This window comes from Collinsella aerofaciens, from assembly GCF_028209885.1.
Lineage (GTDB): Bacteria > Actinomycetota > Coriobacteriia > Coriobacteriales > Coriobacteriaceae > Collinsella > Collinsella aerofaciens_BA.
On sequence record NZ_JAQLEM010000007.1, the window covers coordinates 25767 to 42828 of the forward strand.

The window sequence follows — 17062 nt, forward strand, 5'->3', positions numbered from 1 at the left end:
ACCACTCATCCGGTTGCGCAGGTCACGATAGAAAAAGGAGCCGCCCCCATGGGAACAGCTCCTTAGATGCTTGGTAAAACGTTATGCTTCGTCGTCCTCGTGCAGGCGGCGGCGATAATCGGCGGCCCAGCCCTCGATATTTACCTGACGGGCGCGGCCCAGACCGAGTGCGTCGGCCGGGACCGGCTCGGTGATGACGGAGCCGGCGGCCACGAGTGCACCGTCGCCAATCTGGGCGGGCGCGACCATCATGGTGTCGGAACCGATGAAGGCGTCCTTGCCGATGACGGTCTTGTGCTTGTGAACGCCGTCGTAGTTGCAGGTGATAGAGCCCGCGCCCACGTTGACGCCGGAGCCCATGGTGGTGTCGCCGATGTAGGACAGGTGCGGCACCTTGGAGCCCTCGCCGATCGTGGACTTCTTGATCTCCACGTGCGTGCCGGCCTTGGAGCCGTCGAGCATGTGGGTGCCCGGGCGCAGGTAGGCGCGCGGGCCGCAGTCGACGCCGTTCTCGATGACGGCCTCGATGGCGATAGTCTCATCGATGACGCAGCCGCTGCCGACGGTGGTGTCGGTGAGGCGGCTGTTGGGGCCAAGCTGGCACTCCTCGCCCACGGTGACGTGGCCGATCAGGTGCGTCTGCGGCCACACGACGGTGTCACGGCCGATAACGGCGTCGGGGCCGATCCAGGCCTGCGTGGGATCGATGAACGTGACGCCCTCGGCCATCCAGTGCTCGTTGATGCGGTCGCGCGCGATGGCGGTGAGCTGTGCGAGCTGGATGCGGCTGTTGACGCCCAGGCCGTCGCGGTAGTCATCGCAGTGGAAGATGGAGACTGCCTGGCCGTGGCCTTTGAGGATCTCGAGCATGTCGGGCAGATAGTACTCGGACTGCGCGTTGTCGTTGCCGATCTCGTTGATGTGGGCGGCGAGCTGCGCGCCGTCGAAGGCGTAGCAGCCGGCGTTGCACTCCAGCAGCGTGGCGGCCTGCTCGGGCGTGCAGTCCTTCTGCTCGATGATGCGCTCGATCTGGCCGTCGGCGCCCAGCTTGATGCGGCCGTAGCCGAAGGGGTCGGGCGGGGTCATGGTCATGACGGTGCAGGCGAGCTCGCCGGTGGCGACGGTCTGCGCGAACTTGGCGACGGTGTCGGCGGTGATGAGCGGCAGGTCGCCGTTGAGCACGACGACGGGGCCTTGCGTGATGCCGCAGGCCTCGAGCGCGACCTTCACGGCGTGACCGGTGCCCAGGCGCTCGGTCTGCTCGACGCACTCGACCTTGGTGGCGCTGCTGGCGTAGGCGCCGTCGATGAGGGCGCGCATCTCGTCGGCGTGGCTGCCGATGACGACCACGACGCGGCTGCAGCCGGCCTTGATGGTGGCGTCGACGATCCACTGGACCATGGGCTTGCCCAGGATCTTGTGCGAAACCTTGCAGTGGTTCGACTTCATGCGGGTGCCCTCGCCGGCAGCGAGGATAATTGCGGTTGCGTCCATGTGATCTCCTGTTACGTTATAGAGACGTGTGTTTGGAAACGATACACGGCGCAATATGATACCGCAGGCATATGATGAGCGCGTAACGATTGATGCGCGACGGCCGATGTCGGTGACGCTGACGCAGTGTTTGCGCTGGTTGTGTATGGCGGCGGCGCTGCGGCGTTGACGTTTTGAGCGAGGGGATGGGGGTGCCCGTGGATATCATGCGAGAGGAATCGGGCAACGGACCCGTCGCGGCATTTTCGATGTCGCATCCGGCGGTGCCGGCACTCTATATTGTGTTGACGCTGGGGCTCACCATGTTCTCGATGCAGCCGGTGCTGATCGCGCTGTCGCTTGCGGGCGGGTTGGCGTACGGGTTTGCGACGCGCGGTGCTGCGCGCACGTTGGGGGCGCTTCGCTGGCAGCTGCCGGTGATTTTGATCATCGCGGTGCTCAATCCGCTGTTTAGCGCCTCGGGCTCGACGGAGGTGTTTCGTATTGGCATGCGCGCGGTGTATCTGGAGAGCATGGTTTACGGCCTGTGCATGGGCGGGCTGTTTGTGGCGAGCGTGCTGTGGTTTGAGGCCGCGGCGTCGATGCTCGAATACGACAAGGTGCTCGCACTGTTGGGCAACGCCGCGCCGGTGATCGCGCTCATGATCTCGATGTGCATGCGGCTTATCCCACAGTTTTTGCGCCGCGGCCGCACGGTGCTGGCGGTACAGGACGCGATCGATGTGCCGGGGCGTGCGCCCACCGATCCCGTGCGATCGCGCCTGCGGGCATCGAGCGTACTGATGGGCTGGGGCATGGAAGATTCGCTTGAGCGCGCCGACGCCATGCGCTCGCGCGGGTGGGGCGCCGCGACGCGTCGCACGACGTACGCGCGGTATCGGCTAGGGCGCGGCGACGCTGCCGCGCTGGTCGGGCTCGCGCTGTTTGGTGCTGCCGCGGTGGCCGTGGCGGCGACCGCGACGACACGGTATTCGTTTTATCCGCAGCTCTCGGTGCCGGCGCCGTGGCTGGGCTATGTCGTGTACGCTGCCTGGATGATGCTGCCTTGCGCGTCGCACGCGATTGATGAGAAGAGGTTTGGCTGATGGCTCGGTTGGATAGGAGCTCGGCGGCGGGTGTGGCATATGGCTCGGCCGCGCCGGCGATTGAGGTGCGGAGCCTGAGCTTTGCCTACCCCGATGCTGATGCTGCGGTGCTCGAGGGGCTCGACTGGTCTGTTCCCCAAGGTGCATTTGCGCTGCTTGTTGGCGGTACCGGATCGGGTAAGTCGACGCTGCTGTCGCTGCTCAAGCCCGAGATCGCTCCGGCGGGCGAGCGCACTGGCGAACTGAGCGTGCTGGGCGAGAACGTTGCCGACATGGACGTGCGGGCATCGGCGGAGCGCGTGGGCTATGTGTTCCAGGATCCCGAGAACCAGATCGTGTGCGAAACCGTGTGGCACGAGATGGCGTTTGGCCTAGAGAATCTGGGTGTGTCGCGCGACGAGATGCGCCGCCGTGTTGCCGAGACCAGCTATTTCTTTGGTCTGGAGGACTGGCTTCATCGTGATACCGATACGCTTTCGGGTGGCCGCAAGCAGCTGCTGTCGCTTGCCGCCGTCCTGGCGCTGCGCCCGCGCGTGCTGCTGCTCGACGAGCCCACGTCTCAGCTCGATCCCGTTGCCGAGAAGAATTTCCTGCACGCGCTGTTTCGTGTGAATCGCGAGCTGGGCTGCACGGTTGTTGTGGCGACGCATCAGCCGCGCCCAATGCTCGAATACGCGACGTGTGCGTACCGGATTGAGGATGGCCGCGTGCACGAGGCGGCGGATATGGCTTCTTTGGTATGCCGAGAATCGCTGTTTTCCGATGACACGTTGGGGTGGGGTGCCATCCGATGTGCAAAAAACGGAGTATTCAGCAGGCGTGAGGACAATTTGGGCTCTCTGGAGCCGCCCGGGGACGTATCGAGCGCGAAAAAAAGTTTGGAATTGGACAAATCGTCCGAATTTGTGGCGCAAACGTCGCTCGAGAACGGCTTGGAAGCCTTCTCGCGCACGGATGGAAGCAGAATACTCCAAAAAATGCACGGCGGGTCGGCTACCACCCTGTCGGAAGGCTGGTTTCGCTACGATCGAGCGTCCGGCTGGGTGCTGCGCGGGCTCGATGCGTCGTTTTCGGCCGGTGCGGTGCATGCGATCGTGGGCGGCAACGGATGCGGTAAGTCGACGATGCTTTCGGTGCTGGCGAAGACCGCCAAGCTGCAGCGCGGCCGCATGGTGCGCGGAGCGGCCTCGGCGGCGCTGCTGCCTCAGAATCCCAAAGCATTGCTGGTTGCCGAGACGGTTCGCGATGAGCTGATGGAATGGGCCTCAACCTGCGGATATGACGAGAACTTGGCGCGGGAGCGTGCGGCGAGCTTGGGGTTGTCGGGTCTGGATGGACGCCATCCGTACGATCTTTCGGGCGGGCAGCGTCAACTGCTTGCATTGGCAAAACTGCTGCTAATCGGCCCCGAACTGCTATTGCTCGATGAGCCCACCAAGGGTCTAGACCTGTTCAGCCGCCGCATCATCGCCCGCGCCCTGCGTGACCATGCGAAGGCTGGCGGCACCGTCATCATGGCTACGCACGATTTGGACTTTGCCGAGCAGGTAGCCGACGACGTCGCCATGATGTTTGACGGCGAGATTGCCTGCATGGAGCCGCCGGCCGACTTCTTTGCCGACAACGTGTTCTATAGGGCGTGATGGGATGACGGACTGTCGTTTCTCGCGTTTGCTTGCAAAACTGGAGATCCCGCTGTTGTTGGCGGTGCCGGCGGTGATGGCCGCCGCGTTGCTGGCGGGTGTTGAGCAGGCAGCGTTGGCCATGCTGGTTGTGGTGGCGTTGGTGCTTGCGCTGTTCTTTGCGGGTTACGAGGCATCTCGTCCGGGTTTGCGCCAGATTATGCCCACGCTGGTGCTGGCGGCGCTGGCGGCGGCGGGGCGCATCCTGTTTGGGCCCATTCCCGACTTTAAACCGGTGAGCGCCATCGCCATTATCGCGGGGGCGACGCTTGGTCGCCGCAATGGTTTTATGGTTGGCGCGCTGGCGGCGCTGACCAGCAATTTCTTTTTTGGACAGGGCATGTGGACGCCGTGGCAGATGTATGCCTGGGGGCTCGTGGGATACGTTGGCGGTGCGCTGGCGTATGCGGGCGCGTTCGACCGCGCCGACGGCACCGTGCGCATGCCGGCGCTGCTGGCGTACGGCTTTGCGTCGGGCCTGCTCTATGGCGTCGTGATCAACGCGTATGACATCATTGGGTTTGTACAGCCGCTTACTTGGGCGGGTGCCGTGGCACGTCTTGCCACGGCAGTGCCGTTCGATATTACGCACGGACTCGCGACATGCGTGTTTTTGGCCGCCTTGTACAAGCCCTGGTGCCGTCGCATTAACCGTGTCGTCGTGAAATACGGGCTGTAAGGCATTTCGCGTTCCCTCACGAACTTGCGGTGGAATAGTTCTCGTTTTTGGCTATTTGCTGCCCAAACAGGAACTATTCCACCGCAACTTATAGGGGGAGAGGGGTCACATGATCTGTTTTCCTCTGTCCCCCAGGAATTACTTGGGGCTAGAGCTTTAGCGTGAGGGTGACGGGGCAGTGGTCGCTGCCGAAGATATCGCCACGGATACCGGTGTCGCGAACGTTGGCGGCGATTGAATCACTTACCAGGAAGTAGTCGATGCGCCAGCCGGCGTTGTTCTTGCGGGCATTAAAGCGGTAGCTCCACCAGCTGTAGATGCCCTCGACGTCGGGGTTTGCCGCGCGCCAGGTATCGGTGAAGCCGGCGTTGAGCAGCTCGGTAAACTTGCCGCGTTCCTCGTCCGAAAAGCCGGCGTTGCCGCGGTTGGACTTGGGGTTCTTAAGGTCGATCTCCTCGTGCGCCACGTTAAAGTCGCCACAGGTCACCACGGGCTTGCCGGTCTCGCGCTCAAGCGCGCTCAAAAAGCCGCGGTAGGCATCGTCCCAGGCCATGCGCACGTCGATGCGGGCGAGTTCGTTTTGCGCGTTGGGAGTGTAGACATCCACAAACCAGAACTTGTCGAACTCCAGCGCGCAGACGCGGCCCTCGGTCGCGGCTTGGGCGACGAGCTCGGCCGCCTCGCCCTCGCCGGCGTAGGGCAGCAGCGCATCGGCGCGCAGTACGCGCAGCGGTTCCTGGCGGCTAAAGACCGCGGTGCCCGAGTAGCCCTTGCGCTCGGCGTAGCTCCAGGTTTGGTGATAGCCGGGCAGGTCGATATCGACCTGGCCCTCCTGCAGCTTGGTCTCTTGCAGCGCCAGGATATCGACGTCGAGTTCTTGCGCGATCTGGATAAAGCTCGGGTCCTTTTTGAGCACGGCGCGCAGGCCGTTGACGTTCCACGAGGCGAAAGTGTAAGTCTGAGGCATGGTGTCCTTTCGACGGGGTTGGCAGGCTTAAGATTAACGCAACAAGAGCGGGGCGGAGTCCGCGAGTGATAGTGCGAACGCCGCCGTCCCGGAGACACGGACGGAGGACATATATGACGCAGGCGATAACGGACTCCAAACAGGCCTCCGCCGCGCTGGCGGAGCTGTTCGGCACCCACAAGTGCGTGGTCTTCTTTGGCGGCGCGGGCGTTTCCACGGCGAGTGGCATCCCCGATTTCCGCAGCGTGGACGGCCTATATCACCAACAGTTTGCCTACCCGCCCGAGACCATGCTCTCGCATAGCTTTTACGAGGTGCACCCGGCCGAGTTCTTCGACTTCTACCGCACCAAGATGATCGCGCTTGGCGCCAAGCCCAACCGCTGCCACACCAAGCTGGCCGAGCTGGAGCGCGCCGGCAAGCTAAATGCCGTGGTGACGCAAAACATTGACGGCCTGCATCAGATGGCCGGCTCACAGCGCGTGTTCGAGCTGCACGGATCGGTCCATCGCAACATTTGCCAGTCGTGCGGCGCGGTCTATAGCGCCGAGTGGATTTGCTCGCGCGAGCACGAGGACGCCGCGGGCGTGCCCGTGTGCCCCGCGTGCGGCGGGCGCATTAAGCCCGATGTGGTGCTCTACGAGGAGCCGCTCGACGAGCATGTGTTGACCGGTGCCGTTGCCGCCATCGCCGCGGCCGATGCCCTCATCGTGGGCGGGACCTCGCTCGTGGTGTATCCGGCGGCGGGCCTTACGCGTTACTTTACCGGCGATACGCTGGCCATTTGCAATCTTGCTCCCACCGATCAGGATGCAAATGCCGACCTGCTGATTTCTTGCGACATCGCGGCCGCGTTTGCGTTCTAGCCCGCGCGCGCGGATACAATAGAAAGACTGAGTGCAAAGCGACCCCGCCGCCAGCTCCCCAAGCTCGGCGGCGTGGGCATTTTAGGAGGATGTTCATGGCGAACGACAGCAAGACATGGCGGTGCGGAAAGTACGAGCTCAGCTTTGACCGTCCGCGCATCATGGGCGTCCTCAACGTGACGCCCGATTCGTTTAGCGATGGCGGGGAGCACTTCGACCCCGATGCCGCCATCGAGTACGGCCTGGCGATGCTCGACGCCGGCGCCGACATCATCGACGTGGGCGGCGAGTCCACGCGCCCTGGTTTTACTCCGGTCAACCCCGACGAGGAGGCTCGCCGCGTGCTGCCCGTAGTGCGCGCGCTGGCCAAGGAGGGCGCCATCGTCTCGATCGACACGCGTCATGTGGCGGTTGCCAAGGCGGCCGTGCGCTGCGGCGCCTCGATCGTCAACGACGTGACCGGCTTCACCGATCCCAAGATGGTCGAGTTTGTTAAGACGAGTACCTGCGGCGTCATCGTGATGCATGCCGGCGAGGTCGCCGCGCCCGCCCGCACGCACGCAACGGTGCAGCTCGATACCTCGGCTGCGGCGTTTGTTGCCGAGAAGGCACGCGAAGCGGCTGCCGAGGCCGCGCGCGAGGCCGAGAAGCCGGCCCGTCGCCGTCGCGGCAAGTTGCTGGGCGATCCTAAGCCGGAGGCCAAGCTTCCGGGCGGCGTGGTGCAGCCCTCGTTGCCGTTTGGCGAACCGGAGTCCACGTCCGAGCCTGCAAGCGAGCAGGAGACGCCGGCCGCCGAGCAGACTGCTGCCGCCGAGACCGTTGCGCCCGCGCCCGAGGCCGCGTCCGCAGCCACCGAGGCCGCATCGGAGTCCAATGACCGCCTGGCCGCCATGATGCGCCGCAGCGCCCGCCGCGAGGAAGCCTACGTGCCCACCTCGCAGCTCCGCCGCTTTACCCTGCCCGATTCGGCGCCCATCATGCGCCGCGTTATGGGCTTTCTGTCCGACCAGGCCCGCACGCTCATCCATGCCGGCGTGTCGCGCGACCGCATCTGCATCGATCCTGGCCCGGGCTTTGGTAAGTCGGCTAACGAGGACATCGTCATCCAGCGCGAGACTGCCAAGATGGCGTCACTGGGCTATCCGCTCATGTGCGCCGTGTCGCGCAAGCGCTTTGTGGGCGCCGTCTCGGGCGTGACCGAGGCCGCCGAGCGCGATGCCGCTACGTTTGGCGTGTGCCTGGGCGCCATCCAGGCCGGTGCCAACATCGTGCGCGTGCACGACGCCGCGGGTTTTGCGCAGTTCCTAAACGGCTACTGGGCGGTTGCCAAGCCACAGCCGCGCCGCGCGTTTGTGGCCGTGGGCTCCAACCTGGGGCATCGCTGCGACAACCTCCGCGCCGCACGCGAGATGATCGCCGAGATTCCACTCACCTGCGTGTCTAACTCCTCCAAGATTTACGAGAGCGAGCCTGCCTACGAGACGCGCCAGGACGCGTTTGCCAACGCCGTCATCGAGATCAAGACCGAGCTTGCGCCGCTGGTGCTGCTCGACGAGCTCATGAAGATCGAGGCCGAGCTGGGGCGCGACCGCTCCAAAAAGGCCAAGGCCAACGGTCCGCGCACCATCGACCTGGACCTGCTGTGGATGGACGGCGAGACCCACGGCGGCAAAAAGCTGCGCCTGCCGCATCCGCTGATCGGCGAACGCGATTTTGTGCTGGTGCCGCTCGAGGACCTGATGCACGACCCGGCTCGGTTCTTCCGCTACAACGGCGTCGAGGTCAAGGAGCCCGAGGACCGCGTGGGCCATATCGTGGGCGAATTGGGGCGTATGTAGATGATCGAGATGAATGCTGTTGCCGCTGGCACCGAGCTCGACGCGGCGCGCGACGCGGGCCGCGAGGGCATGTCCGCGGGCTGGTGCGCGTGGAGCGCGGGCGATGCATCGCTGATGTTTTCGCTGGTCGTGCGCCCCGATGTGAACATGCACGCCTTCCACGGCCTGCCGTTTGTGGCCGCAATGGGTATGATGGACGCGCTCGCGGGCACGGCCGCAACGCCGGGTCTGGGGCTTGCCGGCAAAGTGGGCATCCAGTGGCCGAGTGACATCGTGTGCGGCGCGCCCGCGTTTGAGACGTCGCTCGCGCGCGTCGCCGCCAACGGCGGTGCCGGTGCCGCGGGCATGTTCGGTGCCGTGACGGTGGATATTGAGCGTTCGGCACTGAGCGAGCTTGGCGTGGATATGGCTGACGAAGCGCTGGTCGAGGCGCTGGCCGCCGCCGTGTTGACCCGCGTGGATGCCTGGGCGGTTGTCGCCAACACACCACAGGGTGCTGCCGGTCCGCTGGCCCCCGTGCTGGGCGAGTACTTCGACATGGTGCCGCTGCTCGGTCGCCAAGTTGCGGCGGTGTCGCCCAACGGCTTGCCGCTTGCGGTCGGTGTGTTTGCGGGCCTGGACATCTGGGGCCGCGCGACCATCAAGACCGATGCCGGCGAGCAGGAGTTTCCGCCCGAGGCCGTACGGATTCGCGGGCTGTAGCGCGAGGCGCCAGCGCTCAAAGACAACGATGGCAACAAGACCCTCCTCGGCCTGTGCCGGGGAGGGTTTCGCCTATCTGGGGAATGGGTTGCCAGCGCCCTATTCCTCAAAACTGAAAATTTTTCGATTTTGAGGAATAGAATTAAGCCAGCTCGGGCTTTTGCGAGGTATATTCGTTGCAGAGCCTATTCCTCGAAACTGAAAAATTTTCGTTTTTGAGGAATAGCGATAAAAGACCGCAGGGAGGCGCCAATGAAACTCATCAATAGAACGTCATACATGGACATGTTGACGAGCCTTATTGGCGTGCCGGACATCAAGGTCATAACGGGCATTCGCCGTGGCGGTAAGTCAAAATTGCTCGAGGCCCTCCGCGATTACGTGGAGGCAAATCTGTCCAATTCGAATGTCATCCATATCAATTACAACCTCGACGAGTTCGAGGACCTGCTCGAATATCATGCCCTGCTCGCCTATGTAAAAGAGCATCGAGCGTCCGACAAGCAAAACTTCCTGCTTATCGATGAGGTTCAGATGTGCGACGGCTTTGAACGCGCGATCAACAGCCTCCATGCATCCGAGCAGTACGACATTTTCATTACCGGATCGAACGCCTTTTTGCTGTCGAGCGATCTGTCGACGCTCTTTACGGGGCGTACGTTCGAGATCGAGGTTTTCCCATTCTCGTTTGAGGAGTATCGTCTCTATGGCGACGAGGGCGATGTCGACCGCGACTTCGATGAGTACGCGAGAACCGGCGGTATGTCCGGCTCTTACCCTTATCCACTGCAGGAGCAGCGCTATCAATATCTCTCCAATGTCTTCAAAACGCTCATCGTGAGGGATATCGTGCAGCGGTATAACGTGAGAAACGAATCGGCGCTGCTGCGCATTGCCGATTACATGATGGACAACGTTTCCAACATTACGTCGGCACGCAACATTACTGATGCATTAAATGCGGATGGGCTAAAGATTACGAACAAGACGGTCGGCACGTACATGGGGTACCTGTGCGATGCGTTTGCCTTCTATAAAGTTCGTCGGTACGACATTCGCGGCAAAAAATACCTTAAGAGCGGCGAGAAATATTACCTGGCAGACCACGCGTTCAAATACGCACTGCTCGGTACACGTGATATGGATTGGGGACGCGTATACGAGAACATGGTGGCCATCGAGCTGCTGCGCCGCGGATACGAGGTATACGTCGGTGTGCTCTATAAAAAGGAAATTGACTTTATAGCAATCAAGCGAAGCGAGAAGCTCTACATTCAGGTGAGCGACGACATCAGCTCGGATAAGACATTTGAACGCGAGATTTCGCCACTGCTGAGCATTGGCGACGCGTACCCCAAGATGATTCTCGCCCGAACGCATCACGAGGCCACGGACCGCAATGGGGTGCAGATCGTGGACCTGGCGAGGTGGCTATGCGGCGAGGCGTAGCAGAAAGCCTATTCCTCAAAACTGATAAATTTTCGATTTTGAGGAATAGGACCGATGCGTTGCCTAGTTCGCCGCTCGCGTTCGTGCTCGACTTAAGCCCCTGCTCTATCCCAGCTCCTGCATGCGGCGGTAGATTTCGCAGATACCCTTGATGGTGAGCTGTCCGTCGACCACGTCGAAGGCATCGGTCGAATCGGCGACGATACTGGCGAGACCGCCCGTGGCGATAACGGTGGCATCCTCGCGGCCCAGCTCGCGCTTCATGCGCGCGACCAGGCCCTCGGCCATGGCCGCGGCGCCCATCACGGCGCCGACCTTGATGCACTCCTCGGTATCGCGGCCGATGGCGTGCTCGGGCGCCTCGAGCGGCACGCTGGCGAGCTTGGCGGCACGGGCGGCAAGCGCGTCCATGGAGATGCGAATGCCCGGCGCGATCGCTCCGCCAATGTAATAACCGTCCTCATCGATGACGTCGATATTGGTCGCGGTGCCAAAGTCCACCACGATTGCCGGCGCGCCGTAGAAGGTCTCGGCCGCAACGGCGTTAGCGACGCGATCGGCGCCTACGGCCTGGGGACGCGCCGCGCGCAGCTTGGTCACCGCGGCCGTCTGCGGCCCGATAACGATGGCGTCCGCGGCAATGCGGTCGGCCACAGTGTGCCACTCGCGCGAGAGCTGCGGCACCACGCCGGCGAAGGCGACCGCGTCGACCGCGTCGAGCGAGAGGCCGTACATCTTAAAGAAGCCCATCAGGCGCACATGGATCTCGTCGGCGGTATAGGAGCGGTCGGTGGGCATGCGCCACGACTGCACCAGCTCGTCTCCGTCAAACAGGCCCATGGCCGTCTGCGTGTTTCCCATATCGATAGCGAGCAGCATGTCTACTCCCGGTGTTGGCATAAAAGGACGCGCACCATTGTATACGCGCCGTCGACGGCGCTCGGCCGCGATTCGTTTACAGTGATAGGGGCTGAGGGGTTTTAAATATGAAGGAATTATGCTCTACGAGATTTTCCTTGCCGTTTACCGAACTCCCGCGTAATATTCTTTTTTGCGCACATGAGGCGCCCAGACATTGCGGGGTGGAGCAGTCTGGTAGCTCGCCGGGCTCATAACCCGGAGGTCGTAGGTTCAAATCCTGCCCCCGCGACCAAGAACTTGCAGCTCGGAAGCAAAATTGCTTCCGAGCTTTTTCTTTATCGGTTTACTTTGCGGGTGAATTGCGGGTGAATCCTGAGTCAATTTATTATGTGAAGCAAATAAACCATTGATAATCGCGGGCCGGTCGGCTTGACTTATCGACCGATAAACTCCAATTGGGAGGAGTTTCGGCGGTCCTTAGCTAATAATAGTGCCGGGGATGGACCGCGCCATCCCCGGACCTTGCGCGCCAAAGGGACGAGTCCCCTTGGAACCCCGTCTATTGCTCTCAACACGGAAACAGGGGAGTGGGGGATACGGGTTGTAGGATGCCGACGGGCGAGCGCTATGCTGTCTCAAGTCCGCATGTAGCTTGTTCGGAGGCCGTCTCTGCGTCTCAAGGCGGGCAATGAATTCTGGCAATGGAACTTCTTCGTATCTGTTCGCTGCGACTTGAGCGATGCGCTCCGCACAAATAATGTTGCCGAAGCATGCGGAATATCAGAAGAGAGATTGCAGGACATGAGTCAGCGCATGAAGAGCTGCCCGTCGTTTTGATAATGACATAATTAAGTGGCAAACTAAAGCGATCGGAGCGACCATGATTCTTGACAGCCTGCGTAACAGCGCGTCTTTTAATGAAACCGACCGAGCCATTGCTACCTATCTGCTCAATCATACCGGCGACCTTAAGACCCTCACTATGGCAAAGCTCGCACAGGAGACTTACACCTCGAACGCGACAATCATCCGCTTTTGTAAGAAATTGGGCCTAAGCGGCTATCGAGAGTTGATCATGCAGCTCATCCAGGAGATAAGCGGAGACTATCTTCTGGCTGCCACTGTCGATCACAATCGTCCTTTTGGCAGTACCGATTCAATTGAGGCCATCGAGGGCAACCTTGCAAATCTCCTGAAGGGCGTCATAGATCAAACGAAAATCGAGCTCGATAGCGCCAAATTGAGCATAATCGCCAAGGCAGTTCTTAGCGCCCCGCGAATTTACATCTTTGCTAAAGGGGAAAGCTATCTGGCGGGATGTATCTTTCGCAACAATCTTCTCAAGCTCGATCGTCATGTCACCATGGCGGACGACGGTGGCCTGCAGACACTGCACGTTAAGAACGGTAGGCCCGGCGACCTGTTTTTATTCCTAAGCTACAGCGGCATTCACTATGATTATTCCAAATACGCCGCCGCTCTTTCCGAGCGCGGAATCAAGCCGTGTTTAATCACGGCGTTTTCTGATTCGGCGCTCGCCAGGCAATGCGACACTGTCTTGCTCATTCCAAAATCAGAGCGCGTGATTGGAAAGGTTGCCAATTACTCTTCCATGATCTCGCTCACGTATACGCTTCAGGTTATTTATTCGCTTATATTCAATCAGGATTATCAAGAGAACTATCGTGTAAAACACGAGGCCGATTCGTTCATCTTTACGAGTTTTGCGGAGATTTAGTCATACAAAAGGTGACCCCAAAGCATTTTGCCTTGAGGCCACCTTTTGTGCTTTTGCTATCTGGATGGCTTCTCTACTTCAGCTCAGGCCAATAGCCCTTGTTCGCCTCGATCATGTCGTCCAAGACTTCCTTAGCCACGCGCGCTGAGGGAATCGTGCGATTGAGGGTGAAGGCCTCGAGTGCCTTCTGGTAGGAGCCCTCGATAACGGCCTCGACCACAAGGCCCTCGCAGGCATCCTGCTGCTCGATAAGGCCCTTGTAGAAGCGGGGAATCTTCCCGACGCGGACCGGTTCGGCTCCTCGATCGGTGATGTACGCCGGAATCTCGACGGTCGCGTCGTCCGAGAGATTCTCGATTGCGCCATTATTGGGCACAATCACCAGCTGGCGATGGCGCAAATCCTTCGCCAGGGACTTGACGACATCGACAATGAACCTGCCGTGGACGCCTACGTAGAACTGCGTGAGATCGACCTTTTCACCGCGCTTAAGCGCCGCAGATGCGTCGAAGATACGCTTTTCGCGGCCGTTTACGACCTGCATGCCACGCGTGTTATTGATGTCCATGTACTCCACGCAGGCATCGGGCAACAGGTAATACTGGTAATAGGTGTTGGGGAGGTAATCCTGGAATAGCGTAGAAATCATTGCCGCATTCTTGAAGGTGTGGGCCCAGTCTGGGTCCTTTACCAATGCGTCATTGAGGCTTGCCTCGGAAATGTAACCGTACTTACGCACGTGCTCTTTGAGCTTGTCCGTAACGTCGACGCCCTTGCAGCGTACGCTGGTATACCACCCAAAGTGATTGAGGCCAAAGTAGTCGACTTCAATGTCGTCGAGTTCGCAGCCCAAAATCTCCGCCATGCGGGCTTCAATCTCTACCGGCATATCGCAGATGTCGAGAATGCGAGCGTTTGGACGCAGCTTGTGCATTGCCTTGGCTACGATGGCAGCGGGGTTAGAGTAGTTGACGATCCAGTAGTCCTTGCAGGCGTACTCCTCGCAGAAATCGACAAGCTCGCACATGGGGAAGATGGTCCTCATGCCATAGGCCATGCCACCTGCTCCGCAGGTCTCTTGGCCGACTACGCCATGGCGCAGGCTGATCTGCTCATCCTGGATACGCATCTTGAGCCCGCCCACGCGCATCTGCGCCATAACAAAGTTCGCATCTGTAAACGCCTCTTTGGGGTCGACGGTTACATGCAAGGGGATCTCGGGGGCAAGGTCATCGATAACTGCCTTAACCACCACAGCGACCGTGTCCTGGCGTTCCTTGTCGATGTCATAGAGCCAAAGCTCACGAATCCCCAGTTCGTCCTTTTGATCAATCAGGTCTTTGACGATACCGGCGGTATAGGTGCTGCCGCCGCCGCAGATGACAATCTTGTATCCGTTCATGTTGTTCATGCCTTTCAAATCAAATTGAGCTGCAGACAATCTTGGTTACTATCTGCACGAAGTAGGTAGCGATGTTGATGACCGCCGCCATGCCTGCAATGCTGCCTGCGTCCGCGTGCCTTCCTGAACGCCGGGTCCAAACCGCAGCGAGTAGACCCAGGAGCGGCCAGATAAAACCACATGCGAATGCAGCCATAAGTACGAGAAGACCCCTTGTCGACTTTTCTTTGTACATGTTGAGCAGGCGTTCGAACATGCCTCGGATTGAATGAAACGTTTTGGTCAACATGAGGTCTCCTCGCTTATCGCTTATCGCTTATCGATTACGCGACTGTTAATCTTCCAGATTAAGGATGGGACGCAGCAGGTCGTAGACGGAGTGCACGTTGGTTCCCACGACAATTTGGACATTGGTGCCGTTCTTAAACAGGCCCTTGTCGATAGCCTTCTTGATGGTCTCTTCGTTGACCTTGTCGGGATCTTTGACTTCGACACGGAGACGAGTCATGCAGCAGCCCATGGTGTTGATATTGTCCTTGCCGCCAAGGCCGTTGATGATGTTCTGCACCATTTCCTGCTGTTTTGCGTCGACTTCCGGAGTTCCGGAGGACTCGAGAGCATTGTTGCCTCCGGAGACCTCTGCAGACCACTCTGCGGAACGGCCGGGCGTCATGAGGTTGAGTTTCTTGATCACCATCGCCAGAACGATGAACGAAACGGCGGCAAACACGATGCCCAAGACGATGTAAATCGGGAACTTGGTGACGCCCATTGGCAAAGGCAGGCCGAGCGTGAGCAGCTCGATGCCACCGTACATGTTAAGCAAGCGGACTCCCAGGACAAACAGGAGCATCTCGCCCAGTCCGTAGAACAGGCTGTAGGCAACCCAGAGAATCGGAGACGCGAACAGGATCATGAAGTCGAGCGGCTCAGTGATGCCGGAGAGCATGGCGGTGATGTAAATGGGCACCAGCATGGCTGCGACAGCTTTTCGATTCTCCGGACGGGAAGTCGCAATCATTGCGAGCACGGTGCCGAGGGTTACGAATTCCTTGCCAAAGCCGAACATGGCAAAGCGGACAGAGGGGTCGACTGTGGTGAGGGATCCGTCGGCGATATGGGGAAGCTCGGCATAGAAGATGTTTGCTGCGCCGGAAACACTCTGGTCGGCGACGACCGCCGTGCCGCCAATCGCGGAGTAGTCAAACGGCATCCACATAAAGTGGTGCATGCCGAGAGGTACGAGGACGCGGTTCAGGAAGCCGTAAATGAAAACGCCCAGACCACCCGAGGCTGCGATGAATGAAGAAGCGTTGCTGATGGCGTTGGCGATAGGGGGCCACACGATAGTCGCTCCGATGCCGAAGACAATGCTCAGCGGAACCATCGCCAGAAGGGCCAGGCGGGGTCCGCCGTAAATCCGGATATACTCCGATACCTTTACGTCGATCAGTTTGTTATAGAGCCAACCGCAGAAGCATCCGATGAGTACGCCGCCGAAGACGTTGACATCGGTAACTTGAAGACCCAGTACCGTTGCCTGGCCAGTGCCATACAGACCCATCGCGCCAGCTTTTGCCAGCTGATCGGTGAGCGTCAGGTAGGCGTTGTTGACATACAGGAACATGAGGTAACTAATAAGTCCAAACACTGCCGCGTTGGATTTTTGCTTCTTTGCGAAGCCTGCCGTTAGGCCGACTGCGAAAATCACCGGCAGGTTGCCGATCACCGCGGAGTTGGTTGCCGCGGAGAGCAGCGTGCCCAGATCTGCGACAACTCCGCTGCCGAGCGAGCATACCGTGGCGATGGCCAAAATGATGCCCGTTACCGAAAGGTACAAAATAGGGTCGACGATAACGCGGCCAAAGTTCTGGAAGGCCGTTTTGACTTTATCCATCTCTTCCCCTCTCCTAACTAATCTCGGGGGCTTGCCCCTTAGGCAGAGACGACACTCGCATACTTGCCGGCGTCAGGTGTTGATGTCGCCTCTGTTTACGGATTTCATGATAGTTGGGGTGTTTGCAAACAGGGCGGGCTGGAACAAACGGTTCTTAAAAACAAGTGCGACTAATCTATTTCGTTGTTACCATCTTTCCATTTCGGTCAGCGGTATTCATTTTTAGGCAAATGGCTTTGGACGCGAGTGACTAGCTACGCCTTGATTTGCCAAGTTTGAAATCCATCCATCTCTTTTTAATAGGCTCTTGCCGCCCGGGCGTCCCGGAAGAAAGGAGGAGGAGCGGAAGAAGCATTCCGATCCTGTGCGCGTCCATTTCCTGTGACAGCAGGGTTTCAAGCA

General features: G+C 60.0%; 14 protein-coding genes and 1 tRNA gene. 9 read left to right on the top strand and 6 right to left on the bottom strand.

Features of this window, described 5'->3' with window-relative positions; translation table 11 throughout:
• Window positions 1-81: 81 nt before the first annotated feature.
• Window positions 82-1494 carry a bifunctional UDP-N-acetylglucosamine diphosphorylase/glucosamine-1-phosphate N-acetyltransferase GlmU gene (gene glmU / locus PMX21_RS02880; RefSeq protein ID WP_271757941.1) on the bottom strand — a complete coding sequence of 471 codons (1413 nt, stop codon included), beginning with the start codon at window positions 1492-1494 and terminating at the stop codon, window positions 82-84.
• Between the two features lie 206 nt (window positions 1495-1700).
• On the opposite strand from glmU, the gene PMX21_RS02885 reads away from it, so the two are divergent.
• Genes PMX21_RS02885 through PMX21_RS02895 form a run of 3 tightly spaced genes read left to right on the top strand, consistent with a single transcriptional unit; the run spans window position 1701 to window position 4940 of the window.
• A complete protein-coding gene (locus PMX21_RS02885) occupies window positions 1701-2579 on the top strand; it encodes an energy-coupling factor transporter transmembrane component T (protein ID WP_271757991.1) in 879 nt (292 codons plus the stop codon).
• Window positions 2579-4222, top strand: coding sequence for an ABC transporter ATP-binding protein (locus PMX21_RS02890; protein ID WP_271757943.1), 1644 nt, complete (start codon window positions 2579-2581; stop codon window positions 4220-4222). The genes PMX21_RS02885 and PMX21_RS02890 overlap by 1 nt, the downstream gene beginning before the upstream one ends.
• 4 nt (window positions 4223-4226) lie before the next feature.
• The gene (locus PMX21_RS02895) at window positions 4227-4940 is read left to right on the top strand and encodes a DUF6580 family putative transport protein (RefSeq protein WP_271757944.1); all 714 of its coding nucleotides are present in this window, start codon (window positions 4227-4229) and stop codon (window positions 4938-4940) included.
• Window positions 4941-5088: 148 nt separating this feature from the next.
• Here PMX21_RS02895 and PMX21_RS02900 read toward each other — a convergent pair whose 3' ends face one another.
• Window positions 5089-5907: an exodeoxyribonuclease III gene (locus PMX21_RS02900; RefSeq protein ID WP_271757947.1), complete on the bottom strand. Its 819-nt coding sequence runs from the start codon at window positions 5905-5907 to the stop codon at window positions 5089-5091.
• 113 nt (window positions 5908-6020) lie between these two features.
• On the opposite strand from PMX21_RS02900, the gene PMX21_RS02905 reads away from it, so the two are divergent.
• From PMX21_RS02905 to PMX21_RS02920, 4 genes are all read left to right on the top strand, one after another.
• Window positions 6021-6773 (top strand): NAD-dependent protein deacylase, encoded by a 753-nt coding sequence (locus tag PMX21_RS02905; RefSeq protein WP_271757949.1) that lies wholly within the window; start codon window positions 6021-6023, stop codon window positions 6771-6773.
• 95 nt (window positions 6774-6868) lie between these two features.
• On the top strand, window positions 6869-8611 hold the full coding sequence (folP, locus tag PMX21_RS02910; RefSeq protein WP_271757951.1) for a dihydropteroate synthase: 1743 nt from the start codon (window positions 6869-6871) through the stop codon (window positions 8609-8611).
• Window positions 8612-9313, top strand: a complete 702-nt coding sequence (locus tag PMX21_RS02915) for a hypothetical protein (RefSeq protein WP_271757953.1) — start codon at window positions 8612-8614, stop codon at window positions 9311-9313.
• Window positions 9314-9565: 252 nt separating this feature from the next.
• Window positions 9566-10762 carry an ATP-binding protein gene (locus PMX21_RS02920; protein ID WP_271757955.1) on the top strand — a complete coding sequence of 399 codons (1197 nt, stop codon included), beginning with the start codon at window positions 9566-9568 and terminating at the stop codon, window positions 10760-10762.
• Between the two features lie 105 nt (window positions 10763-10867).
• On the opposite strand, the gene PMX21_RS02925 is transcribed toward PMX21_RS02920, so the two are convergent.
• Window positions 10868-11641: a type III pantothenate kinase gene (locus tag PMX21_RS02925; protein WP_271757957.1), complete on the bottom strand. Its 774-nt coding sequence runs from the start codon at window positions 11639-11641 to the stop codon at window positions 10868-10870.
• Window positions 11642-11838: 197 nt separating this feature from the next.
• Here PMX21_RS02925 and PMX21_RS02930 point away from each other — a divergent pair.
• Window positions 11839-11915: transfer RNA gene (locus PMX21_RS02930), tRNA-Met, on the top strand.
• Window positions 11916-12503: 588 nt separating this feature from the next.
• Entirely contained in the window at window positions 12504-13361 is an 858-nt protein-coding gene (locus PMX21_RS02935) for a MurR/RpiR family transcriptional regulator (RefSeq protein WP_006235773.1), read from the top strand.
• A 73-nt stretch (window positions 13362-13434) separates the two neighbouring features.
• On the opposite strand, the gene PMX21_RS02940 is transcribed toward PMX21_RS02935, so the two are convergent.
• The 3 genes from PMX21_RS02940 to PMX21_RS02950 are packed head-to-tail and all read right to left on the bottom strand — an operon-like array spanning window position 13435 to window position 16660.
• A complete protein-coding gene (locus PMX21_RS02940; protein WP_271757959.1) occupies window positions 13435-14763 on the bottom strand; it encodes a 6-phospho-alpha-glucosidase in 1329 nt (442 codons plus the stop codon).
• A gap of 19 nt (window positions 14764-14782) precedes the next feature.
• Window positions 14783-15052: a hypothetical protein gene (locus tag PMX21_RS02945; RefSeq protein ID WP_055285366.1), complete on the bottom strand. Its 270-nt coding sequence runs from the start codon at window positions 15050-15052 to the stop codon at window positions 14783-14785.
• Between the two features lie 45 nt (window positions 15053-15097).
• Window positions 15098-16660 (bottom strand): PTS transporter subunit EIIC, encoded by a 1563-nt coding sequence (locus PMX21_RS02950; protein ID WP_271757961.1) that lies wholly within the window; start codon window positions 16658-16660, stop codon window positions 15098-15100.
• Between the last annotated feature and the right edge of the window lie 402 nt (window positions 16661-17062).